This is a genomic window from Pseudomonas sp. MWU12-2029 (genome assembly GCF_023242425.1).
In the GTDB taxonomy this organism is placed as follows: Bacteria; Pseudomonadota; Gammaproteobacteria; order Pseudomonadales; family Pseudomonadaceae; genus Aquipseudomonas; species Aquipseudomonas kribbensis.
Genome location: NZ_JALJDY010000002.1, coordinates 255,865 through 281,895, shown reverse-complemented (window position 1 = coordinate 281,895; position 26,031 = coordinate 255,865). Strand labels below are relative to the sequence as shown.

Here is a 26,031-nt window from a genome sequence, read left to right as displayed (position 1 = left end):
GAATGAGCTGAGGCTCACAAAAGAACGGCCCGTTTCCTGCCAGGAAACGGGCCGTTTTTTATTGTCTGCGATTTTTCTGAAGGAAAAGTCTGTAGTCGAATGCGCCGATTGTTGAAGGGGAGATCGAAGTTTCAAGTAGGGAAAATCTGATTTTCCGGTCACCCAACCTGCACCCCTTGCCCCTCATGCAGAATCGCCCGCCTTCATACTGCAGAGAGACATCGGATGTTCGCGCCTGCCAATCAACCGCGTTTCACGTTGACCGTCGAAGGCGCCCAATTTGACCTCAAGGTCCTTGAGTTCACGGGCAAGGAAGCCATCAGCCAACCCTTTCGCTTTGACCTGGAGCTGATCAGCGAGCGACCGGATCTGGATCTTGAAAGCCTGCTGCACTGTCAGGCATTTCTGAGTTTTGATGAAGGCGGTTCCGGTATCCACGGTCAGATCTATCGGGTCGGGCAGGGGGATTCCGGCAAGCGTCTGACCCGCTATCACGTCAGCCTTGTTCCGCGTTTGGCCTATCTCGGCCACCGGATCAATCAGCGGATTTTCCAGCATCAAAGCGTGCCGCAGATCGTGACGCAGATCCTCAAGGATCACGCGATCCTGCGCGATGCCTTCGAATTTCGTCTCGGCAGCGATTACCCGCCCCGTGAATATTGCGTGCAGTACGCCGAGAGCGATCTGGCGTTCATTCAGCGCCTGTGTGCCGAGGTCGGTATTCATTTCCACTTTCAGCACAGCACGGACGGGCATCTGTTGGTGTTCGGCGACGATCAAACGGTATTTCCGCGTCTGGCCGAACCGACGCTGTACCTGCCGGGCAGCGGCATGGCTGCGGCGGCGCCGGCGATCAAGCGCTTCACCGTCCGCGTGGAAACCCGCACCAGCGTGGTCACCCGGCGTGATTACGACTTCACCAAGCCACGTCTGTCGTTGCAGAGTCGGGTGGAAAGCGAACAGCGCCCGGTGCTGGAGGATTACCACTTTCCCGGCCAGTTCACCGAGCGCGAAACCGGCAAGCAACTGGCCCGGCGCACCCTTGAGCGACATGTCGCCGACTACCGTCAGGCCGAGGGCCGCAGCGATCAATCCACCTTGGTCAGCGGACATTTCCTGCAACTGAGCGAGCATCCGCGCCAGGATTTGAATGACCTCTGGCTGCTGACTTCCGTCGAGCACCATGGCCGGCAGCCGCAAGTGCTGGAGGAATCGGTCACCAGCGATGGCGACGAATTCCAGGGTTACCGTAATACCTTTCTCGCCACGCCGTGGGACGTATTCTTCCGTCCGCCGATGGGGCCGGAAAAGCCACGGATGCTTGGTTATCAACCGGCCGTGGTCACCGGCCCGAAAGACAGTGAAATCCATTGCGATGAGTACGGTCGGGTCAAGGTGCAACTGGCCTGGGATCGCGACGGCGAACTCAACGAGCATTCCAGCTGCTGGCTACGGGTTGCCAGCGGCTGGGCCCATGACCGTTATGGCAGCGTGCTGATTCCACGGGTCGGCATGGAAGTGCTGGTGGGGTTCATCGACTCCGACGCCGACAAACCGCTGGTCATGGGTTGCCTGCCGAACGCCGCCACGCCGGTGCCGCTGGATCTGCCGGCCGACAAGACCCGCAGCATTTTCCGCAGCCAGAGTAGTCCCGGCGGTGGGGGCTACAACGAACTGCGCATCGAGGATCGCAAAGGCGCGGAGGAAATCTACCTGCGCGCCCAGCGAAACTGGACGCAGCATGTGCTGAATGATCAGCAGCTTCAGGTCGACAACCAGCGCAGCGTCGTAGTGACCGGTCTCGCCAAGCATGAACTCAAAGCTGATGAACAACGCATTACCCACGGCCAGCGCCAGACCGAAGTGAAGCAGGATGACCACCTTACGGTGACCGGCGACAGGCATATTCGGGTGAGCAGTCAGGCGATCAACGCCAGTGCGCAATTCCACGTCAGCGCCGGCCAGCAGGTGGTGATCGACGGCGGGGCGAGCGCGACGATCCAGGCGGGCGGGCAATGGATCAACATCGGCCCCGGCGGGATCTTCAGCAGCGTGCCCATTGTGGTGGGAGGTGCGCCGATGGCGGCGATGAGCGCCGCGCCGACCGTGCCGGGGTTGCCGGAAAAACTGACGGCGGCACCGGCAGCGATTTTGACCGCTGCGCAAATCATGAGCCTTAAAGGTGACGCGCCGTTCTGCGAAGAATGTGAGCGCTGCAAGGAGGGTGTCTGTGCGGCCTGATCAATGGTTGAAGGGAGAGCCGCTGAAACCATCGGAGCAGCTGTTCGCAATTTTCAGTAGCGCCAGTGCGGTGGAACCGTTGAAAGCCTGGCCGTCGAATGCGCAGATGCCGAAACCGGTCTGGGCGGAAACGATTTATGCCGAGTGGGATGCGGTGATGCCCTATGTGGGAATCGTCGACGCGGGCAGTGAGTTTCTGGATTGGGTGGCGACCACTGAGTCTCGTGACTGGGGCTGGCTGGCGGTTTCTTCGGCAAGTCTTGAGACAGTGGTCGAGCATTTTCGCAGTCTGACTCAGGTGCTGATGCCGGACGGGAAAGCGGTGTTCTTCCGGTTTTGGGATGGGCGGTATTTGTTGCCGATCCTTGAGTCGCCCGAGGTGGATGCCGGGCAATTGCTGCCGGTCCTTACGCGAGGGTTGATCAACGGTCAGACCGTGGAGATCGAGGGCAGGGCGCAGGTCTCGGGTCGGGAGTTTCCTTGGTGGCCGGTGCCGGAAAAGCTGCTGTCGCAGTTCGGTGGTGATGCCCGGATCAACAACGCCTTGCAGTGGTTGAGCGAGGAGCAGCCGGCGTTGTTCGAGACGTTTCCCGCCGTTGTATTGCGCTGCAAGGTTGTCAGGTTTTTTGCGGTTACGGCGTCGGACGAATCTTCGGCTTCGGCATTGCTGGACTACTTGCGGGACGAGTCAGAGTGAAATTTCCGGGCAAAGGCTTCGGACGTTTCCTGCGAGTTGCGGCGGTTTGCGTGAACTGGTGGGCGCGGTGGTGCGGGGATAGTCTTTTGGCTGTCACCGCGAGAGTGGTGACAGGGCGTAGGAACCCTTGGAAAACTCACCGTGCATCAGCTCTGTCCTTTGATTGCGGCACTTGAACGTGCCCATGACATTGTTCGCGGCGGCTGTGCGCGGGAACGCTTCGGCGTAGCTGAGTTTGGTGGGTTCCTCAGTTTCCTACTCTCGCGTACAGCTGCCACCCAAACCTGTAGGAAGGTCGTTGGCAGCTTCACTTAACCTGCCGAGGTGCAAACAAATGTCGACGTTAAAACCTGATCCACCCTACGAACCTTTCATCCCTCACCCCAACAACCGCCTCATGGCGCTGACCAGCAACTGCAACGACATGCCCACCCTGTTCATCGACACCCACGCCCCGCTCGATGTCCTGATGGACGCCGCCAACTACCGCATCCGCGCCGTAATCCAGGTCCTGGAAAACATGTGCATGCGCGGCTCGGTCGAGTGCGACTCGGTCATCCTCAGCGACTTTGCCCAGCTCTGTGTGATTCCGTTGCGTGACGGTTGTGATGTCTTGGATGTGATTGGCAAGCGCCTGCGCGCGCAGCCCTGACAGACGATGCAGACTCCCTCGCCAAAACAGCGAACTCAAAGGATTGCTCGAACGAAACCTCTCCCGTTGGGTGATCATTCCGAGATGTAAGCGTCCTGGGTCTTGATGAAACTGTCGAAAGCCTGGGAGTTGTAAACTTCAAGGCACGCGTAAAACACAACTTTCCGATTCGAGTGCTGGCTGGCCGAGGGTGTCTGATCGTAGGCAGCGAGCACGTAGTTTTCGGTTTCCTTGTAAGGATCGTGCACGACTTGCAGCGTGTCCTCATTCTGAACAACGGTGTGCAGGCCTTTGCCCATGAACGAGTAGGCTCCGGCGGACAGTTTGATGTCTTTTTCCAGTGCGGACTGTTCTTTGAATGGCGCCAGGATGCAGTGGCTCAAGCCGTAGTTCTTGAGATTCTGGCGTGCCTGTTCGGTGTGGTCTTCACCAGCGAAGGCGTGTAATGAGCCCGGCAGGCACAGGAGGGCAATGATCCGGCGGTACATGATTTTCAGACTTCCTGTCAGGTGGTTGCGGCCAGTGTAACGCCGGGAACGCCCACTCAGCCCCCAACCCCTGACTTGCCGCCCGGTAAAAGGTAAACTTCACGGCCCTCGCAGGAGCAGCCATGAATTATCGTCACGCCTTCCATGCCGGCAATCACGCCGATGTGTTCAAACACCTGACCTTGACCCGCCTCATCGCCCTGATGTCGCGCAAGGAGCAGCCGTTTGCCTATCTCGACAGCCACGCCGGCATCGGTCTGTATGACCTGCAGGGCGATCAGGCCAACCGTACCGGCGAGTACCTGGAAGGCATCGCGCGGTTGTGGGATCAGCCGGATCTGCCGGCACTGACCGCCGACTACATGAACGTGCTGCACGAGATGAACCCGGACGGCCAGTTGCGCTATTACCCGGGTTCGCCGGAGCTGGCGCGGCGTCTGACCCGTTCCCAGGATCGGGTGTTGCTCAACGAGAAGCACCCGGAAGACGGCGTGCTGCTCAAGGACAACATGAAGGGCGACCGTCGTGTGGCCGTGCATCTGGGTGAGGGTTGGCATGTGGCGCGGGCGTTGCTGCCGGTGGCCGAGAAGCGTGCGGTGATGCTGATCGACCCGCCGTTCGAGAAACTCGACGAGATGCAGCGTTGCGCGGCGTCCTTGAAAGAGGCGATCTCGCGCATGCGCCAGACTGTGGCGGCGATCTGGTATCCGGTAAAGGATCAGCGCGCATTGCGTCGTTTCTATCAGGATCTGGCCGGCACCGGTGCGCCGAAGTTGCTGCGGGTCGAACTGCTGGTGCATCCGCTGGACACGCCGAACAGCCTGAACGGTTCCGGGCTGGCGATTGCCAATCCGCCATGGGGGCTGGAGGAAGAATTGCGCGAGCTGCTGCCGTGGTTGTCCAAGAAGCTTGGGCAGACCCAGGGTGGGTGGCAGATGGACTGGTTGATCGCCGAGAGCTGATCAACCGTCAATCGCTCCCACGCCAAGCGCGGGAGCGATCAGGGCGGGCTTAGTTACCTGCCAGGCTCGGTGGCATGCAAACGCCAGTGCCGCCAATCCCGCAGTAGCCTTCCGGATTTTTCGCCAGATACTGCTGGTGATAAGTCTCGGCGAAGTAAACGGTCGGGGCCTGTTCAATCTCGGTGCTGATTTCACCCAGACCCGCCTTCGACAGCTCGGCCTGATACACGGCCTTGCTCTTCAGCGCCGCATCCAGTTGCTCCGGGTGGGTCGCGTAGATCACCGAACGGTACTGGGTGCCGATGTCGTTGCCCTGACGCATGCCCTGGGTCGGGTTATGCAATTCCCAGAACATCGCCAGCAGCTCTTCGTAGCTGACCTTGGCCTTGTCATACACCACCAGAACCACTTCAGCGTGGCCGGTCAGGCCCGAGCAGACTTCTTCGTAGGTCGGGTTCGGCGTGTAACCGCCGGCGTAACCGACCACGGTGCTGACCACGCCTTCGCGCTGCCAGAAGCGGCGTTCCGCACCCCAGAAGCAACCCAGACCGAAAATCGCGAAGTCGACGTCCTGAAAGAACGGGCCCAGCAACGGCGTTTCGGTGAAAACAAAGTGTTTTTCAGGCAGGGCCATCGGGGTTTCACGGCCGGGCAGAGCTTGTTCTTTAGTCGGTAGCACGTTTTTGTTCACCAGAATTTCCGAGCGCAGAACCATGATCGTTCCTCTCAGTCAGGATGGGATGTAAATAAGCAGACCACCAGTGTGCCCAATGATGCCAAGTTAATCACCAGGCAAAGTGTGCGGATAGTGCCCGGTGGGTTACAGGCAGAGCGGGCCGCGCGGGTAGCGCTTGAGCGCCTGGATCAGCTCGCCGCCCGGAATCGGCCGGTCGAACAGGTAGCCCTGGCCGACGTCGCAGCGGTGGCGGCGCAGGAATGCCAGTTGTTCGGCGGTCTCGATGCCTTCGGCCACGACCTTGAGTTTCAGGTTGTGGGCCATGGCGATCACGGCGGAGGTGATTTCCATGTCGTCCTGGTTGTCCGGGATTTCATGGATGAAGCTGCGATCGATCTTGATGATGTCGATCGGGAATTTCTTCAGGTAGCTGAGCGACGAGTAGCCGGTGCCGAAGTCGTCCATGGCCAGGGTCAGGCCCAGGCGCTTGAGCTGGTCGAGCTGCAAGTGGGTGTCTTCGGTGGCTTCCAGCAGCAGGCCTTCGGTCAGCTCCAGCTCCAGCAGATTGGCCGGCAGCGCTTCTTCCTTGAGGATGTTGGCGATGGAGGCCACCAGGTCCGGGTCGGAGAACTGCTTGGGCGACAGGTTGATCGCCACTTGCAGGTTGCCCATGCCGGCGGCGGTCAGCGCTTTGCTCATGCGGCAGGCCTGGCGGGCGATCCACTTGCCGATCGGAATGATCAGGCCGGTTTCCTCGGCGACGCTGATGAACTGGTCCGGGCGGATCATGCCGCGCTCCGGGTGATTCCAGCGCAGCAGCGCTTCCATGCCCAGCAACCGACCGCTGCGCAGGCACAGCTTCGGCTGGTAGAACACGTCCAGCTCGTTCTGGGTCAGGGCCCGGCGCAGGTTGTTCTCGACGAACAGTTTGTAGCTGGCCTCGGCGTTCAGCGCCTCGGTGAACACCTGCACCTGGTGTTTGCCGTTGGCCTTGGCCTTGTGCAGGGCGAGGCCGGCGTTACGCATCAGGGTCTGCGGGTCGCGGCCGTGCAGCGGCGCGCAGGCCAGGCCCACGGAGCCGGTGACGCTGATCAACTGGTTATCGACGAACATCGGTTTGTCGAGAGTCATCAGCAACTGGCTGGCGATCTGTTGGCCGGCCTCAAGGTCAGTGTTGTCGAGCAACACCGCGAATTCGTTACTGGCGAACCGCGCCAGGCTACCGCTCGGGCTCAGGCTGTTGCGCAGGCGTCGGGCCAGGCTGATCAGCAACTTGTCGCCGGTCTGGTGACCTAGGCTGTCGTTGATCCGCTTGAAGTTGTCGATGTCCACCAGCAGCAGGCTGATCGGGGTATCGCTGTCTCGGGCGAAGCGTTCGTCCAGATTGCGGATAAATGCAGGCCGATTACCGAGGTTGGTCAGGTTATCGGTGTACGCCAGACGCTCGATGCGCTGCTGCGCCAGTTTGGTCTGGGTGATGTCTTCGTAGATGCCGATGTAGTGCGTCAGCTCACGGTTGTCGCCATAAACCTTGGAGATCGACAACTGGCCCCAGTACGGTTCGAGGTTTTTGCGCCGGCTCTTGAATTCGCCCTGCCAGCTGTTGCTCTTGGCCAGCGCGGAGGGGGCGTCGAACAGCAGCTCGCTGAGGTTTTCCAGGGCCGGCAGTTCCGACAGGCGCTGGCCGTGGACTTCCTCGGTGGTGTACTGGGTGATCGCGGTGAAGCTCGGGTTGACGTATTCGACCACGCCGTCGCAATTGACCAGCAAAAAGGCGTTGGCACTTTGCTCGACCGCACGCTGGAACAGGTGCAGGGCGCTGGTGGCGGTGCGGCGGTTGTGATTGTTGATGACCTGGGCGAACTGGTCGGCCAGCTCGCCGGCAAAGGCGATTTCGTCGGACTGCCAGGCGCGGGTGACGCCGGTCTGCTCCAGGCACAGCACGCCGACCACTTGGCCATCGACACGGATGCTGGCGTCGAGCATGGCGTTGACGTCACGGGGGCGCAGGGCTTCGGCCATTTCCCGGGTACGCGGGTCGCGCATCGCGTTGTGCGCGTCGATGGCGCGACTGCCGTGCAGCGCTTCCATGTAATCGGGGAAACCGCTGACGTCGATCACGTCCGGCAGGATGTATTCCTGGGTGGCGCGGTGGTAGGCCGAGATCGGCACCAGTTTTTGGCCTTCGAGGTTCCACAGGCTGGCGCAGTCGATTTCGTAGATATCGCAGGCGCAGCGGGTGATCAGTTCGGCGGCTTCTTGCAGGGAGTTCTGGCTGCTGTAGCGCTGGCGGGCCAGCAACAGGATCAGATCCTGCTGGGCGCGCACCCGCTCCAGGTGCTGCAGTTGTTCCTGCTGGGCGCGCTGGTTGAGCTCAAGGGCGATTTGCAGGCGCGAGTTCTGGGTTTCCAGGTCGACGGACGGCAGCGCTGGTGCCTCGTCAAATACGTCGTCGACCGCCAGCAGGTAGCCGCGCAGCAAATGACGGTTGTGCTGTTTGTAGGCTTCACCGAGTTCGAGAATGCTCAGGGCGCCGGCGGCGGTGTGCAGGGTGTAGCGCACCAGGTAATGCGGGCTTTGGCCGAGTTGCTGCTGGATCGCGTCGTGCAACTGATAGCGCGCTTCGGGCTCCATCAGGCTGGCGTAGGGCGAACCGACCAGGGCGCAGAGTTCGACGGCGGGCTGGCCGAACTGGCGTTCGCAGTTGGGATCGAGAAACAGCATCGCCCAACTGGCTTCATTCAGGCGCTCGAAACGCAGCATGCCGAGCCGCGAGGGCACAGGCAACTGCGTCACTACCTCGGCCGCCATACGGCTGGCGGCATCGGGTTGGCTCTTCATGAAGGGAACTCGCTTGGAAATTTGCTGAACGCGCCGGGCTCTCGCCCTCTTTACTGTTGCCTGCGGCAAGGTTGCATCATTGCGGCACCGACTGACAAGAGACATGAAGGCCAAGTGCTATAAGAATATGTCGGCTGCGGCGGGCATTTCTCCAGCGGGTGGCGGAAAGTAATGCGCGATCGCCGGGAAAGTGCCGTTCCAGAGCCTTTCGGCATCCGGAACGGTCGTGCCGCTGGTTTTTATCTCAACGGAATATCGATGGATTGCAGGCGTCTGCCATCGCGGTCGTGATAGTTGACCTGGATCCGCCCGGTCCCAACCACCAGGTGCGCGAAGTTGTCCTCGCTGACGACCTGGCTGGTCAGCTCGTGTTGGTATTCGCCGTCTGCGGTGCGGGCCAGAGGCTGATCGAGGATGAATGTGGAAGCCTTGGCATATGGCAGCAATTTGCTGTTGCACAGTGGCGAAGAGACGATGGTGTGCACTTCGAAATCGGAGTCTTCAGTATGCGTGAGGCGTGAGGTCAGAGAGCCATGGACATCGCCGCTGACGAAGATGACATTCAAGATCCGGTGGGTGCGAATGACTTCCAGCAAGCGCAGCCTTTGCTCCGGGAAGGCTTTCCAGGCATCGTCGCCGTGAGCCTTGCGATCGGGATAGAACATGACGCTGGTGACCACGAACTTGACCCGCGCCGGACTTTCGATCAGCCACTTGCACAATGCCTGCTCCTGTTCTTCATCGAGAATGCGCCGGTCAGTCGATGACAAGTTGCGGCGAGTTCGACTGTCGGTCACAAACCATTCGATATCACCGTCGCTGAACTGATACCAGTAATGATCCAGTGATGAGCGTTTGACTTGTCCGTTAGTATCCAGTGGATGTACGGGGCTGTGACTGGCTTGATATAACTCGTAGGCTGCCATGGCGTTGCGATATAACTCATGGTCGTTTTTTCCGGCATTGGCCGGCCAGTTGTCTTCAATCTCATGATCATCGAGGATCATGTAGGTTGATAGTCCAGACATCAAACGCTGGATGTTTGGCTGAGAAAACGCCGCACGATACTTCTTCAGAATGTCCTGGTATTCGCGATCGGGCGCAATGATATTCAAGTCATCGACATAGATCTGGTCTCCGGTCATCAGTGCTGCACTGACCGGAGGCTGGCTGCCTTCGATCAATTGGTTGATAGAGGCGAAAATCCGGTCGCCCGATTGGGGGGAAGACGGCTTGCCGGCGGTCATTCGCAGGTAGCGGCAGGAGCCGACAATGTAGGCCCGGTCTTGCTTTGCCTCGCTTGAGCGGGTGCGCAGACGGTAGACCTCTCGTGGCCATTGCAGTGGCAGTTCAGCGACGCTTTCTACGGTATGTACCGGGCTCATCGGGCTGAACCACCCGGTCTGATACTCGTATTCGGTATCGGCGCACAAGTTGTTTATTGCGAATACGGTGGACATGTCGTGCAAGACACTTAAAGTCGCAAAGATGCTTTTTATCCATTGTTCTTTTCCAGACTTTCGGTAACGAATGCCTGCAAAGACCCTGGTGTTTTCCTGTTGCTCTCCGCGTATGAATATGCGTGCGTGATTAGTTGTTGTGTGGCCGATAATAGGGCCGACAGTGGGTTTTAACATGTTCGAATCCATTCGAGTTATCAAGAAGTTGTGTTCGAGAGTGGCAAAGTTATTTAGTTAACTTTGTTGGGGGAGATTAGTTGTCTTGCGATAAAAAATATCGATAGGAATTCGACTGGATTCGTGGCTTATATCAGCGCAAGTTGTAGGAAAAGTATGGGTGCGAGTTATTTCAGGCAAAAAAAAGCCCCGCCAAACTGACGGGGTTGAGGTACGAGCGTGTGGCGCTCGAAAACGTGGAACGCAGTCGGCCCTCCGTTGCCGGAGGGCCGAGCGCTTTACAGCAGGATGGTGCGGATGTCCGCCAGCAGATCGCTCAGACGCTTGGTGAAGCGTGCAGCAGCGGCGCCGTTGATCACACGGTGATCGTAGGACAGCGACAGTGGCAGCATCAGTTTCGGCTGGAAGGCTTTGCCGTCCCAGACTGGCTGGATGGTTGCCTTGGAAACACCGAGGATCGCCACTTCCGGCGCGTTGACGATCGGCGTGAAGCCGGTGCCGCCAATGTGGCCGAGGCTGGAAATGGTGAAGCAGGCGCCTTGCATCTCGTCCGACGAGAGCTTCTTGGTCCGGGCCTTTTCAGCCAGGGAAGCGGCCTCGGCGGCCAGTTGCAGCAGGCTCTTCTGGTCGACGTTCTTGATGACCGGTACCAGCAGGCCATCCGGGGTGTCGACGGCGAAGCCGATGTTCACGTATTTCTTGCGGATGATCGCCTTGCCGCTTGGAGCCAGCGAGCTGTTGAAGTCCGGCAGTTCCTTGAGCAGGTGTGCGCAGGACTTGAGCAGCAACGGCAGGATGGTCAGCTTGACGCCGGCCTTCTCTGCGACAGCTTTCTGTGCGTTACGGAACGCTTCCAGCTCGGTGATATCCGCCGAGTCGAATTGCGTCACGTGCGGCACGTTCAGCCAGCTGCGGTGCAGGTTGGCGGCGCCGACCTGCATCAGGCGGGTCATCGGCACTTCTTCGATTTCGCCGAAGCGGCTGAAGTCGACGACCGGAATCGGCGGGATGCCCGCGCCACCGGTTGCGCCAGCCGCAGCGGCCGGAGCTTCCTTGGCCTTCTGCATCATGGCTTTGACGTAAGTCTGCACGTCTTCTTTCAGGATGCGACCGTGCGGACCGCTGGCGCCGACAGCGCTCAGCTCGACGCCGAATTCGCGAGCCAGTTGACGCACGGCCGGGCCGGCGTGAACTTTCGCACCAGGCTTGGCTGGAGCGGCAACCGGAGCGGCAGCAGCAGGTGCAGCGGCCGCCGGAACAGCAGCGGCTGGCGCCGGAGCACTCGGAGCAGCAGCGGCAGCTGGAGCCGGGGCAGCAGCCGGAGCGGCGCCTTTGACTTTCAGCTTGAGGATCAGATCGCCGGTGCCGACTTCGTCGTCCAGCTTGATGGAAATGCTTTCCACCACGCCAGCGGCAGGCGACGGGATTTCCATGCTCGCCTTGTCGGATTCCAGGGTGATCAGCGACTGGTCGGCTTCAACGCTGTCGCCAGCCTTGACCAACACTTCGATGATCTTGGCCTTGCCGGCCGAACCGATGTCCGGAACGTGGATGTCCTGAACGCTGTCGGCAACCGGTGCGGCAGGTGCAGCAGCCGGAGCCGGCGCAGCGGCAGCGGCTGGAGCGGCAGCCTGGGCCGGAGCGGCAGCCGCAGGGGCCGCAGCACCCGCCACTTCCAGATCCAGGATCAGGTCGCCGGTGCCGACTTCGTCATTCAACTTGACGCTGATGGCCTTGACCACGCCAGCGGCAGGCGACGGGATTTCCATGCTCGCCTTGTCGGATTCCAGGGTGATCAGCGACTGATCAGCCTCGACCTTGTCGCCGACCTTGACCTGGATCTCGATGATCTGGGCCTTGCCCGACGAACCGATGTCCGGCACGTGCACTTGCTGAACCGAAGCGGCAGCAGGGGCAGCGGCTGGCGCGGCAGCAGCAGGAGCGGCAGCCGGTTTGGCTTCAGCTTTTGCAGCCGGCGCAGCGGCAGGCGCTGGGGCCGCTTGCGCGGCGCCCTCGACTTCCAGCTCCAGCAGTTCGTCACCTTCTTTCAGGCGATCGCCCAGCTTCACTTTCAGGCTCTTGATGACGCCGGCCTTCGGGGCCGGCACTTCCATGCTGGCCTTGTCCGATTCCAGAGTCAGGATGCTCTGGTCGGCTTCGATACGGTCGCCGACCTTCACAAACAGTTCGATTACTTCACCTTCACCGCTGCCGATGTCAGGTACGCGAATGAGTTCGCTCACAGAGTTTCTCCTCAGCAGTCCAGTGGGTTGCGTTTTTCCGGGTCGATGCCGAACCTGGTAATGGCCTCGGCCACGACTTTAGGTTCGATATCGCCACGGTCAGCCAGTGCTTCCAGGGCTGCCAACACCACGAAATGACGGTCGACTTCGAAGAAATGACGCAGTTTCTTGCGGCTGTCGCTGCGGCCGAAACCGTCGGTGCCCAGGACTTTGAATTCCTTGGACGGTACCCACTGACGGATCTGCTCGGCGAACAGTTTCATGTAGTCGGTAGAGGCAATGACCGGACCTTTACGGCCGCTCAGGCACTCTTCGACGTAGCTGCGCTTAGGCTTCTGGCCTGGTTTCAGACGGTTGCTGCGCTCTACGGCCAGGCCGTCGCGACGCAGTTCGTTGAAGCTGGTGACGCTCCACACATCGGCGCCGATGTTGAACTCTTCACGCAGGATCTTCGCCGCTTCACGGACTTCACGCAGGATGGTGCCGGAGCCCATCAGCTGAACGTGGTGCGCCGCATCGCGGGTGTCTTCTTCGAGCAGGTACATGCCTTTCTTGATGCCTTCTTCGGCACCGGCCGGCATGGCTGGCTGCTGGTACGACTCGTTCATCACGGTGATGTAATAGAAGATGTCCTGTTGCTCTTCGGTCATCTTCTTCATGCCGTCCTGAATGATCACCGCCAGCTCGTAGCCGTAGGTCGGATCGTAGGTGCGGCAGTTCGGGATGGTGGCAGCCAGCAGGTGGCTGTGACCGTCTTCGTGCTGCAGGCCTTCACCGTTCAGGGTGGTACGGCCGGCGGTGCCGCCGATCAGGAAGCCACGGGTGCGGCTGTCGCCGGCAGCCCAGGCCAGGTCGCCGATACGCTGGAAGCCGAACATCGAGTAGAAGATGTAGAACGGCAGCATTGGCTGGTTGTGGCTGGAGTACGAAGTACCGGCGGCGATGAAGGAACTCATGGCGCCTGCTTCGTTGATGCCTTCTTCAAGGATCTGACCTTTCTGGTCTTCCTTGTAGAACATCACCTGGTCTTTATCGACTGGCTCGTAGAGCTGGCCGACGGACGAGTAGATGCCCAGCTGACGGAACATGCCTTCCATACCGAAAGTACGGGCTTCGTCCGGGATGATCGGAACGATGCGCGGGCCGATTTCCTTGTCCTTGACCAGTTGCGCGAGGATCCGCACGAAGGCCATGGTGGTGGAAATTTCACGGTCGCCGGAACCGTCGAGGATTGCCTTGAGGGTATCCAGATCCGGGGTCGGAACGCTGAAGCTCTGTGCGCGACGCTGAGGCACGAAACCGCCCAGTGCAGTGCGACGCTCGGCCAGGTAACGGGCTTCGGCGCTGTTCGGCTCAGGCTTGAAGAACGGCAGGTTTTCCAGCTCTTCGTCTTTCACCGGGATGTCGAAGCGGTCGCGGAACAGCTTCAGGCTGTCGACGTCGACTTTCTTGGTGTTGTGCGCGGTGTTCTTCGCTTCGCCCGCACCGGTACCGTAACCCTTGATGGTCTTGGCCAGAATGACGGTCGGCTGTTCCTTGTGGTTGACCGCTTCGTGGTACGCCGCGTAGACCTTGTACGGGTCGTGGCCGCCACGGTTGAGTTTCCAGATCTCGTCGTCGGACAGGTCGGCAACCATCGCCTTGAGTTCAGGCGTGTTGAAGAAGTGTTCACGCACGAACGCGCCGTCTTTGGCTTTGTAGTTCTGGTACTCGCCGTCGATGACTTCGTCCATGCGACGTTGCAGGATGCCGTCGACGTCTTTGGCCAGCAGTGGGTCCCAGAAACGGCCCCAGATGACTTTGGTCACGTTCCACTGAGCACCGCGGAACACGCCTTCGAGTTCCTGGATGATCTTGCCGTTGCCGCGAACCGGGCCGTCGAGGCGCTGCAGGTTGCAGTTGATGACGAAGATCAGGTTGTCCAGCTTCTCGCGGCCGGCCAGGGAGATCGCGCCCAGGGATTCCGGCTCGTCGCACTCGCCGTCGCCCAGGAAGCACCAGACTTTCTGTTTGCCCGGCTGGATGAAACCGCGGTGTTCCAGGTACTTCATGAAGCGAGCCTGGTAGATCGCCTGGATCGGGCCCAGACCCATCGAAACGGTCGGGAACTGCCAGAAGTCAGGCATCAGCCAAGGGTGCGGGTAGGACGACAGGCCCTGACCGTCGACTTCCTGACGGAAGTTGTTCATCTGGTCTTCGGAAATGCGGCCTTCCATGAACGCACGGGCGTAGACGCCTGGCGAGGTGTGACCCTGGAAGTAGATCAGGTCGCCGCCGTGTTCGTCGGTCGGGGCCTGGAAGAAGTAGTTGAAGCCGATGTCGTACAGGGTTGCGCTGGAGGCGAAGCTGGAGATGTGACCGCCCAGGTCAGAATCTTTCAGGTTCGTACGCATTACCATGGCCATCGCGTTCCAGCGTACCAGCGAGCGAATGCGGCGTTCCATGAACAGGTCGCCAGGCATGCGTGCTTCGTGGGTAACCGGGATGGTGTTGCGGTAAGGCGTGGTGATGGCGTAAGGCAGTTGCGAGCCGCTGCGGGTCGCGAGTTCGCCCATACGGGTCATCAGATAGTGAGCACGGTCTTCGCCTTCTTTGTCGAGAACCGATTCCAGGGCGTCCAGCCATTCCTGGGTTTCGACGGGATCGAGGTCTTGCATGGCTTGCTCCAGGGCGGAAAGGCTTCCAGAATCGGTTGCCTGAGTTTGCGACTGGCCTTGTGGGCAGACGATTTAAAATTCTTGGATTGCCGACAGGTTGTTCCGGCGGCGTGTAGTTTTACTACAAATCATCCGGCATTTCAGCCTTTCGAATGTATAGACGAGTAGTAAAACTACAGATGAAAGGCTTGTGGCCTCCGACTGCGTTGTGAGAATAATCGTTAAGGTTGGTCTTTAGCCATCCGAAAAAGGTGAAAGTTTGATGCTGGCTGCCAAAGAAAAACAAATTTCAGCTATTTCTCACTTTTGTTCGACAGTCCTTCGCGTAGCGGTTTTTCAATCATCACTACAAGCGGCCATTTACACGCCGATCAAGGATAGACCATGACCCTGCCCGCGCTTGCCGAACTGCCCGCCATTCTCCTGCCGTTGGTCAGCCGATCCGAGCAGTCGTTCCGTACGGCCGTCGGCGGATTGACCGAAGGCGATCACGGCTTCTCCACCTGGACTCCGGAGCGCTGGGCGCAGTTCGCCCGCGTCACTGGCGCCAGCGATTTCGTGATTGAACAGAGTGTTCGTGACCCTTTGATGTTGCTGTCGCTGGTGCAGTCCGGCGAACTCGACCGGCCGTTCGCCCCCGGCGAGCTGTGCGGGCAGATCGCCGCTGCAGTGAACACTGCACAAACAGAAGACGAGCTGGGCCGCGTCCTGCGTCGCCAGCGTGCCCGGCATCAGGTGCGGATCATCTGGCGCGACCTGACCCGCCAGGCCGATCTGGTGCAGACCTGCCGTGACCTTTCCGACATGGCCGACGCCAGCATCGACCAGGCCTATCAATGGCTGTACAGCCGCCATTGCCAGCAATTCGGCACGCCGACCGGCCGGCGCAGCGGCGAACCGCAGCAAATGGTCATCCTCGGCATGGGCAAGCTCGGCGCGGTCGAGCTGAACCTTTCTTCGGACATCGACCTGATCTTCGCCTACCCCGAGGGCGGCGAAACCGTCGGCGTGAAGCGCGCGCTGGATAATCAGGAATTTTTCATCCGCCTCGGCCAACGCCTGATCAAGGCCCTCGACCCGATGACCGTCGACGGCTTCGTGTTCCGCGTCGACATGCGCCTGCGTCCGTACGGCTCGTCCGGCGCGCTGGTGCTGAGCTTCAATGCGCTGGAGCAGTATTACCAGGATCAGGGCCGCGACTGGGAACGCTACGCGATGATCAAGGCGCGAGTCGTTGCGGGCGATCAGGTGGCGGGCGCGCAGTTGCTCGACATGCTGCGGCCGTTCGTTTACCGGCGCTATCTGGACTTCTCGGCGATCGAAGCGCTGCGCACCATGAAGCAGTTGATCCAGCAGGAAGTCCGGCGCAAGGGCATGGCCGACAATATCAAGCTGGGCTCCGGCGGCATTCGTGAAGTCGAGTTCATCGCCCAGGCCTTTCAATTGATTCACGGTGGTCGCGATCTGAGCCTGCAGCAGCGTCCTCTATTAAAGGTGCTGGGCACGCTTGAAGGGCAGGGCTATCTGCCGCCGGCGGTGATCAGCGAGCTGCGTGAAGGTTACGAATTCCTGCGCTACACCGAGCACGCGATCCAGGCGATTGCCGACCGTCAGACCCAGATGCTCCCGGACACTGCGCAGGATCAGGCGCGCATCGCCTTCATGCTGGGTTTCGCCGATTGGGACGCCTTCCATGAAAAGCTGATGTTCTGGCGTGGCCGGGTGGCCTGGCACTTTGCACAAGTGATCGCAGACCCCGATGAAGAAGAGGGCGCCGATTGCGAAGTGGTGGTCGGCGGTGAATGGCTGCCGCTGTGGGAAGAGGCGCAGGACGAAGAAGCCGCCTGCCGCCAACTGGAAGAGGGCGGTTTCGCCGACGCCACCAAAGCCTTGAAAGCGCTGGCCGGCCTGCGCAGCAGCCCGCAATTGCGGGCGATGCAGCGTTTGGGGCGTGAACGCCTCGACGCCTTTATTCCGCGCCTGCTCGCTCAGGCAGTAGAGCACGACAACCCGGATCTGGTACTTGAACGGGTTCTTCCATTGGTCGAGGCGGTGGCCCGCCGTTCGGCTTATTTAGTGTTGCTGACGGAAAACCCCGGCGCGCTGCGTCGCTTGCTGACGCTGTGCGCCGCGAGCCCGTGGATCGCCGAGCAGATCACCCGTTTCCCGCTGCTGCTCGATGAATTGCTCAACGAAGGCCGTCTGTTCAAACCACCGCTGGCGCCAGAACTGGCCGCTGAATTGCGCGAGCGCCTGACCCGGATCCCGGAAGACGACCTCGAACAGCAGATGGAGGCCCTGCGCCATTTCAAACTGGCGCACCGCTTGCGCGTCGCCGCCTCGGAAATCGCCGGCAGCCTGCCGTTGATGAAAGTCAGCGATTACCTGACCTGGCTCGCCGAGGCGATTCTGGAACAAGTGCTGGCCCTGGCCTGGCGTCAGACCGTGGCCAAGTACGGCACGCCGCTGCGCACCGACGGCACGTTGTGCGATCCCGGCTTCATCATTGTCGGTTATGGGAAAGTCGGCGGGATCGAGTTGGGGCATGGTTCGGACCTGGATCTGGTGTTCATCCACGACGGCGATCCACAGGCGGAAACCGACGGAGCGAAACCGATTGATGGTGCGCAGTTCTTTACCCGGCTCGGTCAGCGGATCATTCACCTGCTGACGGCGCAGACCAACTCCGGCCAGTTGTATGAAGTGGACATGCGCCTGCGGCCGTCCGGTGCGTCCGGGCTGTTGGTGAGTTCGCTCGGCGCGTTCGCCCGCTATCAAGAAAATGAAGCCTGGACATGGGAGCATCAGGCGTTGGTGCGGGCGCGGGTGCTGGTGGGCAGTCAGGATGTTGGCCAGGCGTTCGAGAAAGTCCGGGCCCAGGTACTGGGCAAGGCGCGGGATCTGGCGACGTTGCAACAGGAAGTGAGCGAGATGCGCGCGAAGATGCGCGACAACCTCGGGAGCAAGAGCACCTCCGCCGGTACCGGGGCGAATGCCTTCGACGCTGCGGCGCCGTTCGACCTCAAGCAGGACGCCGGAGGTATCGTCGATATTGAATTTATGGTGCAATACGCGGCCCTGGCGTGGTCGCAAAGCCACCCGCCGCTGCTGCGCTGGACGGACAATATCCGCATTCTGGAAGAGCTGGAACACGAAGGGCTGATGCCCGTCGAAGACGCCAGCCTGTTGCGCGAGGCCTACAAGGCCTATCGTTCCGCCGCCCACCGGCAGGCCTTGCAGAAGGACGCCGGCGTGATACCGGGCGACCAGTTCGCGGACGAACGGCGGCAGGTGATGCGGATCTGGCGAGAGCTGGGGCTAAGCTGATTCTCGAGACGGGGAGGCGTAAGGCCTCCCCGGTTCGTTTATGGAAACCACATGAATATTCTGATCGTTGGGCCCAGTTGGGTCGGTGACATGGTGATGGCGCAGACACTGTTTCAGTGTCTCAAGCAGCGCCACCCGCAGTGCGAAATCGACGTGCTGGCCCCCGAGTGGAGCCGGCCGATCCTCGAGCGCATGCCCGAAGTGCGCAAGGCCTTGAGCTTCCCGCTCGGCCACGGCGCGCTGGAGCTGGCAACCCGCCGGCGGATCGGCAAATCCCTGGCCGGCCAGTACGACCAGGCGATCCTGCTGCCGAACTCGCTCAAATCCGCGCTGGTGCCGTTCTTCGCCGGCATCCCGAAACGCACCGGCTGGCGCGGCGAATTCCGCTACGGCCTGCTCAATGACGTGCGCACGCTGGATAAAGAACGTTATCCGCTGATGATCGAGCGTTTCATGGCGCTGGCCTACGAGCCGAACGCCGAACTGCCGAAACCCTATCCGCGCCCGACCCTGCAGATCGACCCGGTCACCCGCGAGGCGGCGCTGGCCAAGTTCGGCCTGACCCTGGATCGTCCGGTGCTGGTGTTGTGTCCCGGCGCGGAATTCGGTGAAGCCAAGCGCTGGCCGTCCGAGCATTACGCCAAGGTCGCCGAGGCGCGCATTCGCGAAGGCTGGCAGGTCTGGCTGTTCGGCTCGAAGAACGATCACGCGGTGGGCGAAGACATTCGAGCGCGCCTGATTCCGGGCCTGCGCGAAGAGTCCGTGAACCTCAGCGGCGGCACTTCGCTGGCCGAAGCCATCGACCTGATGTCTTGTGCGGACTCTGTGGTCTCCAACGACTCCGGTCTGATGCACGTTGCTGCAGCGCTGAACCGTCCGTTGGTGGCGGTCTACGGTTCGACCTCGCCGGGCTTCACCCCGCCGTTGGCCGAGCATGTGGAAATCGTCCGCCTGGGCCTCGATTGCAGCCCTTGCTTTGACCGGACCTGCCGTTTCGGCCATTACAACTGCCTGCGCCAGCTGATGCCGGACGCGGTCAACGATGCCTTGCAGCGTTTGCAGGGCTCCGTGGTCGAGGTTCATTAAGTTGCGGGTATTGCTGATCAAGACTTCATCGCTGGGCGACGTGATTCACGCGTTGCCGGCGCTGACCGACGCGGCCCGGGCCATCCCCGGGATCAAGTTCGACTGGGTGGTGGAAGAAGGCTTTGCCGAAATCCCGACCTGGCACCCGGCCGTGGGCAAGGTGATTCCGGTGGCGATCCGCCGCTGGCGCAAGAACCTCTGGAAAACCATCACCAGCGGCGAGTGGAAACGCTTCAAGCAATCCGTTCGGGCGAACAAATATGACCTGGTGATCGATGCTCAAGGCCTGCTGAAAAGCGCCTGGCTGACTCGCTACGTCAAAGCGCCGGTGGCCGGCCTCGACAAGGGCTCGGCCCGCGAGCCGATCGCCGCGCGTTTTTATGACCGTAAACTGGCGGTGGCCCGAGGGCAGCACGCCGTTGAGCGCGTGCGTCAGTTGTTCGCGATTGCATTGGGTTATGACTTGCCCAAGGGCCTGGGCGATTACGGCCTCAATGTCGAGCGTCTGGTCGAATTGCCGCGCAAGAATGCCTACGTGGTGTTCCTGCATGGCACCACCTGGGACACCAAGCACTGGCCGGAAAGCTATTGGCGCGAGCTGACCGAACGGGTCGGCTACCTCGGCGTCGGGATCAAGCTGCCGTGGGGTAACCCGCTGGAGAAGGCCCGGGCCGAGCGCATCGCCGCCGGTTTCAAGCACGCCGAAGTCCTGCCGAAGCTGAACCTGGCCGGGGTCGGCAAGGTGCTGGCCGGCGCCCAGGCCTGCGTTGCGGTGGACACCGGGCTCGGCCATCTCGCTGCGGCACTGGACGTGCCGACGATTTCACTGTTCGGCCCGACCAATCCGGGCCTGACCGGCGCCTACGGCAAGCTGCAGATTCATCTCGGCAGCGACTTCCCGTGTGCGCCGTGCCTGCAAAAGAAATGTACGTATCAACCGACCGCGCAGGATGCCCGTCAGTTTGACCTGAAACGCGAGTTGCCTTTGTGCTTCACGCGTCTGAATCCCGAGCGTGTCGCCAGCCGACTGAGCACGTTGTTGATGGCTGAGGAGCTGCGTTGATGCAATTGGCATTTGTCCTTTACAAATATTTCCCGTTCGGTGGCTTGCAGCGCGATTTCATGCGCATCGCCCTCGAATGCCAGAAGCGTGGCCACCAGATCCGCGTCTACACCCTGATCTGGGAAGGCGACGTGCCGCCCGGTTTCGAAGTGCTGGTGGCGCCGGTCAAGGCGTTCTTCAATCACCGCCGCAACGAAAAGCTCAGCGCATGGATGGAAGCGGACCTGGCCAAGCGCCCGGTGGATCGCCTGATCGGCTTCAACAAGATGCCGGGGCTGGACGTCTACTACGCCGCCGACGGCTGCTTCGAGGACAAGGCGCAGAACCTGCGCAACTCGCTGTACCGTCGCTGGGGCCGCTATCGCCACTTCGCCGAATACGAGCGCGCAGTGTTCGCCAAAGACGCGAAGACCGAAGTATTGATGATTTCCGAAGTGCAGCAGCCGCTATTCATCAAGCATTACGACACGCCGCTGGAGCGCTTCCACCTGCTGCCGCCGGGCATCGCCCAGGATCGTCGGCGTCCGGCGGATGCGGACGAGATTCGCGCTGGTTTCCGCGCTGAATTCAATCTGAGGGACGACGAACTGCTGCTGGTGCAGATCGGTTCCGGGTTCAAGACCAAGGGTGTCGATCGCAGCCTGAAAGCGCTGGCCGCATTGCCCGCCGAACTGAAGAAACGCACCCGGCTGTTTGTAATCGGCCAGGATGACCCCAAATTGTTCCAGATGCAGAGTGCAACTTTGGGTCTGGGCGACAACGTGACGTTCCTCAAGGGGCGCAGCGATATTCCGCGCTTCCTGCTCGGCGCCGATCTGTTGATCCACCCGGCGTACAACGAAAACACCGGTACGGTGCTGCTTGAAGCACTGGTCGCCGGGTTGCCGGTGCTGGTCAGCGCGGTCTGCGGTTACGCCCATTACATTGCCGAGGCTGATGCCGGGCGCGTGCTGGACGAACCGTTCGATCAGGCGCAACTGACGCAATACCTGACCGACATGCTGCACGACGACGCTGCACGGGCGGCCTGGAGCCGCAACGGTCTGGCTTTCGCCGAGACGGCCGACCTCTACAGCATGCCGCAGCACGCGGCCGATGTGATTCTGGCGGAGCACGCATAAATGAAGTTGATGCTGGCTGAACCGTTCAAGAGCCTCTGGGCCGGCCGCGATGCGTTCGCGGAAGTCGAGGGCTTGCAGGGCGAGGTGTACCGCGAGCTGGAAGCCCGCAGGACTTTGCGCACGGAAGTCGACGGCAACGGATTTTTCGTCAAGATCCACCGTGGCATCGGTTGGGGCGAGATTTTCAAGAACCTGCTGACCGCCAAGCTGCCGGTGCTCGGCGCGGGTCAGGAGTGGAAGGCTATCCAGCGTCTGCAGGAAGTCGGCGTTCCGACCATGACCGCCGTTGCCTACGGCGAGAAGGGCAGCAATCCGGCGGATCAGCATTCGTTCATCGTCACCGAAGAGCTGGCGCCGACCATCAGCCTTGAAGACTTCAGCATCGACTGGGTCAAGCAGCCGCCGCAGCCGAAACTCAAGCGCGCGCTGATCGCCGAAGTTGCACGCATGACCGGCATGATGCACCGCGCCGGGGTCAACCACCGCGACTGCTACATCTGCCACTTCCTGCTGCACATCGACAAACCGGTCACTCCGGAAGATTTCAAACTCTCGGTGATCGACCTGCATCGTGCCCAGACCCGTCCGGCGATCACCCAGCGCTGGCGCAACAAGGATCTGGCGGCGCTGTACTTTTCTGCGCTGGACATCGGCCTGACCCGCCGCGACAAGCTGCGCTTCCTCAAGGGCTATTTCCAGCAACCGCTGCGCCAGATTCTGGCTGAAGAAGCGTCGTTGCTGAGCTGGCTCGAAGGCAAGGCCAACAAGCTCTACGAGCGCAAGCAGCGATACGGGGATGCGCTCTGATGGCGGGTTGGAACCTTGAACCCGGATACAGCGACCTCGCAGCGGATTTTGGCAGCCTTGAAGCGGTATTCGCGCTGGAAGGCGAGCGCCTGACCCGCGATCCGCTGTCCGAAGTCATCCGTGTGCAGCGCAACGGCGTCAACTATTACGTCAAACGCTACTCCGGCGCCGGCAAGGGCTTGCGCCGCTATCTCGGCAAGCCGCGGGTAAAGATGGAGTGGCAGAACCTCAAGCGTTTCGCCAAGTGGGGCATTCCCACTGCCGAAGTGGTGGCCTGGGGGCTGGAGCGCAACGGCATGGCCTACGACCGCGGGGCGATGATTACCCGTGAGCTGCCGCGTACCGAGGACCTCTCGGCACTGGCCGAACGCAACGATCCCAAGCTGCGCAATCACAGCTGGGTCGACGCCATCAGCCGGCAACTGGCCGTCTATACCCGGACGATGCACGATCATCGCTTTACCCATAACGATCTGAAATGGCGCAACCTGCTGATCGACGATCAGGCGCAGCTGTTTCTCATCGACTGCCCGAACGGCGATTTCTGGCGCGGTTTCTGGCTCAAGTACCGGATCACCAAGGACCTGGCCTGTCTCGACAAGGTTGCCAAATATCACCTGTCGAACACCCAGCGTCTGCGCTTCTACCTGCAATACCGCCAGCGTGACCGGCTCAATGCCGCCGACAAAAAACGGATTCGTCACGTGGTGAGATTTTTCGAGGGACGCGAATGACTGATTTTCTCGCCGCTGAAGACCGTGCGCTGCTGGAGCGTTACGGTCTCGGCACGTTCGATGCGCTGTGGGCCAAGCAGCTCGAAGCGGTGGATGAGCCGAACACCGACGGTGGCGGCTGGAGCAGTGTGTTTCGCCTCGAACTCGAAGGTCATGGTTACTACCTCAAGCGCCAGAGCAATTACCTGACCCGCACGTTGCATGCGCCGTTTGGCGAGCCGACGTTTGCCCGGGAGTTTCGCAACATCAGCCGTTATAACCAGCTCGGTATTCCCGCATTGCAGGCGGCGTTTTTCGGCCAGCGCAAGGTCAACGGCGAAGTGCGCGCGATCCTGCTGACCCGAGCCCTCGACGGTTGGGATGATCTGGATTCGCTGCTGCAGCGCTGGTCGGACCTTGATGCATCGCAGCAATCGGCAATCCTCAAGGCCTGCGGCCAACTGGCGCGGCTCCTGCACGGTGTACGTCAGGTCCATGGTTGCTTCTATCCGAAGCATATTTTCCTGCGGGCCGAAGGCGCCGGTTATCAGGCGCAACTGATCGATCTGGAAAAGACTCGCCCTCTGCTGTTCGGTCAGCGTGATCGGGTCAAGGATCTGGAGCCACTGTTGCGTCGAGCTCCGGAGTGGACTGATGCCCAGTTGCGCGAGTTGCTGGCGGCGTATCTCGATCAGTCGGTCGACGACTCGCTGGTCGATAGCTGGGTCACGCGGTTGACCGCGCGGCGCAGTCGCAAGGAGACCCGCTGATGCAGTTGTCCGACCTGAAACACGCCGGACGCACGCCGAGCCTGCCGCTGACGGTTTCGCTGGCCGATGCGGCGGGGCCGGCCGATCTGCAATTGCTCAGTCTGTTGCGGGTATTGCCGGGGCAGCGTTATGTTGGTGCTGGCGTATGGCGCGGGCGTCCGGTGCTGGCCAAACTGTTGGTCGGCAGCAAGGCGGCACGGCATTTTCAGCGTGAGCTGGAGGGCGTGAAACTGCTCGCCGCCCAGGGCATGACCACGCCGTTGCTGCTGGCTGACGGCCTGAAGGACGGCGAGGGTGGCTGGCTGCTGTTCGAATTCCTCGAAGGCGCCGAAAGCCTGGGCGACGCCTGGAACAAGGTTGAATCCTTGCCGGTGCTGGCGGACGAGCAATCGGCGGTGCTGGCCGAAGCGCTCGGTGCCATTGGCCAGTTGCACGGCAAAGGCCTGTGGCAGGAAGACCTGCACCTGGACAACCTGCTGCGTCACGGCGGGCAGTTGTACCTGATCGATGGCGCCGGCATCTGTGTGGAAACTGCCGGCCAGCCGTTATCCCGGCAGAAAGTGCTGGAAAATCTCGGGGTGTTTTTCGCCCAGTTGCCCAAGTCGCTGGAACCGTTCACCGAAGAATTGCTGGTGTATTACCTGCTGAGCAACAGTGAGCACGCACTGCCGCTGGAAGCCTTGCAGAAGCAGATCGACAAGGTGCGCGCCTGGCGGCTGAAGGATTTCCTGATCAAGGTCGGTCGCGAATGCACGTTGTTCAGCGTGCGACGTGGAGCCTTTGGCCTGCGGTCGATCCGTCGCGAAGAAGAGCCCGCGATGCTGCCGGTGCTGGAGCAGGCCGATGCCTTGCTCGATCAGGGGCACCTGTACAAGACCGGCGGCGCAGCCAGCGTCGGCAAGGTCGAAGTGGCCGGACGGCCGCTGGTGATCAAACGTTACAACATCAAGAATTTTGCCCACTGGCTCAAGCGCTTCTGGCGCCCGAGTCGTGCCTGGCATTCGTGGCGAGAAGGCAATCGCCTGGCATTTCTCGGTATCGCTACACCAAAGCCATTGGCGGTGCTGGAGACGCGGTTTTTCTGGCTGCGCAGCAAGGCGTACCTGATCACCGAGTACCTGGCCGGGCCGGACATCATCGAGCGTTTTGCGCCGTATGTTGAAAGCGGTGAAGCGCCGGAAGCCGAGTTGCAGGCACTGGATCAGCTGTTTGCGCGGTTGATTGCCGAGCGCATCAGCCATGGCGACTTCAAGGGCCACAACCTGTTCTGGCATGAGGATCGCTGGGCGCTGATCGACCTGGATTCGATGTGTCAGCACGGCTCGGCGGGCAGCTTTGCTCCGGCCTATGCCCGGGATCGTGCGCGGTTCATGCGCAACTGGCCCGAGAGCAGTGCGCTGTATCAGGTGATTGATCAGCGTTTGCCCAAGGATGCATCGGCCGCTGCGTGATTATTTTCGCAAGCGCGTAAGACGTTTCTGCAATGAAAATCGGGCAAGGCATGTGGCGACAGATCCTTGTGACTTGTCCTACAGCCTTCCCGGAACCCATGAACTGCCCCCCTCAAAGCCCCGATGCTAGTTTGCCCCGACGTTCCCGGAGGGCAAATCTTGACCATCAAAATAACTATCGCTATCGGCGCATTTTCCCTGGCTCTATCTGGCTGTGGCACTGCCGTCACCGTGTTGCAGGACGACGAAGACGCCACGCGCGGCCTGCGCAAGCAGAAGACCTACTGCCAGTCCATTCCGCGCATTTACAGCGGTCTTGCCCACGACTTCTGCCTGCTGCACGCGCCGCCCGATCCCACCGGGATTCTGGTGCCGGTCGTCCTGCTCGACCTGACCCTGTCCGGCGTCTTCGACACGGCTTTCCTGCCATATACGATCTATCGCCAGGCGGTGGACGGGAATATCAGTGTTTATTGGCGGCCGAGCCGTGGGTGAGGCTTTTAAAACTTTTGCGGCTTCCAGAAAGCGAAAAGCCCCGGTGATCTCACCGAGGCATCAACGCCGACCGGGATCTCCCAGTCCATTTGCAGGGGAGTCTA

Annotated in this window: 19 protein-coding genes; 13 read left to right on the top strand and 6 right to left on the bottom strand. The window is 60.9% G+C overall.

The window, feature by feature from the left end; translation table 11 throughout:
- Nucleotides 1-225 precede the first annotated feature (225 nt).
- The 3 genes from M5B44_RS06190 (at nt 226) to M5B44_RS06180 (ending at nt 3,590) form a co-directional block, all read left to right on the top strand.
- Entirely contained in the window at nt 226-2,241 is a 2,016-nt protein-coding gene (locus M5B44_RS06190) for a type VI secretion system tip protein VgrG (protein ID WP_248738568.1), read from the top strand.
- Complete coding sequence (locus tag M5B44_RS06185; RefSeq protein ID WP_248738745.1) at nt 2,231-2,938, top strand: DUF4123 domain-containing protein; 708 nt, start codon at nt 2,231-2,233, stop codon at nt 2,936-2,938. Before M5B44_RS06190 ends, M5B44_RS06185 begins: the two co-directional genes overlap by 11 nt.
- 334 nt (nt 2,939-3,272) lie before the next feature.
- Nucleotides 3,273-3,590, top strand: a complete 318-nt coding sequence (locus M5B44_RS06180) for a hypothetical protein (RefSeq protein ID WP_248738567.1) — start codon at nt 3,273-3,275, stop codon at nt 3,588-3,590.
- 74 nt (nt 3,591-3,664) lie between these two features.
- On the opposite strand, the gene M5B44_RS06175 is transcribed toward M5B44_RS06180, so the two are convergent.
- Entirely contained in the window at nt 3,665-4,078 is a 414-nt protein-coding gene (locus M5B44_RS06175; RefSeq protein ID WP_248738566.1) for a hypothetical protein, read from the bottom strand.
- A gap of 122 nt (nt 4,079-4,200) precedes the next feature.
- Between M5B44_RS06175 and M5B44_RS06170 the strand changes: the two genes are divergently transcribed.
- Complete coding sequence (locus M5B44_RS06170; RefSeq protein ID WP_085711101.1) at nt 4,201-5,040, top strand: 23S rRNA (adenine(2030)-N(6))-methyltransferase RlmJ; 840 nt, start codon at nt 4,201-4,203, stop codon at nt 5,038-5,040.
- A gap of 49 nt (nt 5,041-5,089) precedes the next feature.
- Here M5B44_RS06170 and msrA read toward each other — a convergent pair whose 3' ends face one another.
- From msrA to aceE, 5 genes are all read right to left on the bottom strand, one after another.
- Nucleotides 5,090-5,755: a peptide-methionine (S)-S-oxide reductase MsrA gene (gene msrA / locus M5B44_RS06165; RefSeq protein ID WP_085732613.1), complete on the bottom strand. Its 666-nt coding sequence runs from the start codon at nt 5,753-5,755 to the stop codon at nt 5,090-5,092.
- A 105-nt stretch (nt 5,756-5,860) separates the two neighbouring features.
- On the bottom strand, nt 5,861-8,557 hold the full coding sequence (locus tag M5B44_RS06160) for a putative bifunctional diguanylate cyclase/phosphodiesterase (RefSeq protein ID WP_114881165.1): 2,697 nt from the start codon (nt 8,555-8,557) through the stop codon (nt 5,861-5,863).
- Between the two features lie 239 nt (nt 8,558-8,796).
- The gene (locus M5B44_RS06155) at nt 8,797-10,194 is read right to left on the bottom strand and encodes an alkaline phosphatase D family protein (RefSeq protein ID WP_248738565.1); all 1,398 of its coding nucleotides are present in this window, start codon (nt 10,192-10,194) and stop codon (nt 8,797-8,799) included.
- 278 nt (nt 10,195-10,472) lie between these two features.
- Nucleotides 10,473-12,437: a dihydrolipoyllysine-residue acetyltransferase gene (gene aceF, locus M5B44_RS06150; protein ID WP_248738564.1), complete on the bottom strand. Its 1,965-nt coding sequence runs from the start codon at nt 12,435-12,437 to the stop codon at nt 10,473-10,475.
- A gap of 11 nt (nt 12,438-12,448) precedes the next feature.
- On the bottom strand, nt 12,449-15,094 hold the full coding sequence (aceE, locus tag M5B44_RS06145) for a pyruvate dehydrogenase (acetyl-transferring), homodimeric type (RefSeq protein ID WP_248738563.1): 2,646 nt from the start codon (nt 15,092-15,094) through the stop codon (nt 12,449-12,451).
- Between the two features lie 384 nt (nt 15,095-15,478).
- Between aceE and glnE the strand changes: the two genes are divergently transcribed.
- The 9 genes from glnE (at nt 15,479) to M5B44_RS06100 (ending at nt 25,927) form a co-directional block, all read left to right on the top strand.
- Complete coding sequence (glnE, locus tag M5B44_RS06140) at nt 15,479-18,421, top strand: bifunctional [glutamate--ammonia ligase]-adenylyl-L-tyrosine phosphorylase/[glutamate--ammonia-ligase] adenylyltransferase (protein ID WP_248738562.1); 2,943 nt, start codon at nt 15,479-15,481, stop codon at nt 18,419-18,421.
- Nucleotides 18,422-18,472: 51 nt separating this feature from the next.
- Nucleotides 18,473-19,507 carry a lipopolysaccharide heptosyltransferase II gene (waaF, locus tag M5B44_RS06135; RefSeq protein ID WP_248738561.1) on the top strand — a complete coding sequence of 345 codons (1,035 nt, stop codon included), beginning with the start codon at nt 18,473-18,475 and terminating at the stop codon, nt 19,505-19,507.
- 1 nt (nt 19,508) lies between these two features.
- Nucleotides 19,509-20,570: a lipopolysaccharide heptosyltransferase I gene (gene waaC, locus M5B44_RS06130; protein WP_085711109.1), complete on the top strand. Its 1,062-nt coding sequence runs from the start codon at nt 19,509-19,511 to the stop codon at nt 20,568-20,570.
- Nucleotides 20,570-21,691 (top strand): glycosyltransferase family 4 protein, encoded by a 1,122-nt coding sequence (locus tag M5B44_RS06125; RefSeq protein WP_248738560.1) that lies wholly within the window; start codon nt 20,570-20,572, stop codon nt 21,689-21,691. Before waaC ends, M5B44_RS06125 begins: the two co-directional genes overlap by 1 nt.
- Nucleotides 21,692-22,498, top strand: coding sequence for a lipopolysaccharide core heptose(I) kinase RfaP (gene rfaP, locus M5B44_RS06120; protein ID WP_248738559.1), 807 nt, complete (start codon nt 21,692-21,694; stop codon nt 22,496-22,498).
- Nucleotides 22,498-23,232, top strand: coding sequence for a lipopolysaccharide kinase InaA family protein (locus tag M5B44_RS06115; protein WP_085711112.1), 735 nt, complete (start codon nt 22,498-22,500; stop codon nt 23,230-23,232). Before rfaP ends, M5B44_RS06115 begins: the two co-directional genes overlap by 1 nt.
- The gene (locus M5B44_RS06110) at nt 23,229-23,981 is read left to right on the top strand and encodes a lipopolysaccharide kinase InaA family protein (RefSeq protein ID WP_248738558.1); all 753 of its coding nucleotides are present in this window, start codon (nt 23,229-23,231) and stop codon (nt 23,979-23,981) included. The genes M5B44_RS06115 and M5B44_RS06110 overlap by 4 nt, the downstream gene beginning before the upstream one ends.
- Nucleotides 23,981-25,432 carry a lipopolysaccharide kinase InaA family protein gene (locus M5B44_RS06105; protein ID WP_248738557.1) on the top strand — a complete coding sequence of 484 codons (1,452 nt, stop codon included), beginning with the start codon at nt 23,981-23,983 and terminating at the stop codon, nt 25,430-25,432. The genes M5B44_RS06110 and M5B44_RS06105 overlap by 1 nt, the downstream gene beginning before the upstream one ends.
- Before the next feature lie 159 nt (nt 25,433-25,591).
- A complete protein-coding gene (locus tag M5B44_RS06100; RefSeq protein ID WP_248738556.1) occupies nt 25,592-25,927 on the top strand; it encodes a YceK/YidQ family lipoprotein in 336 nt (111 codons plus the stop codon).
- Nucleotides 25,928-26,031: the final 104 nt, after the last annotated feature.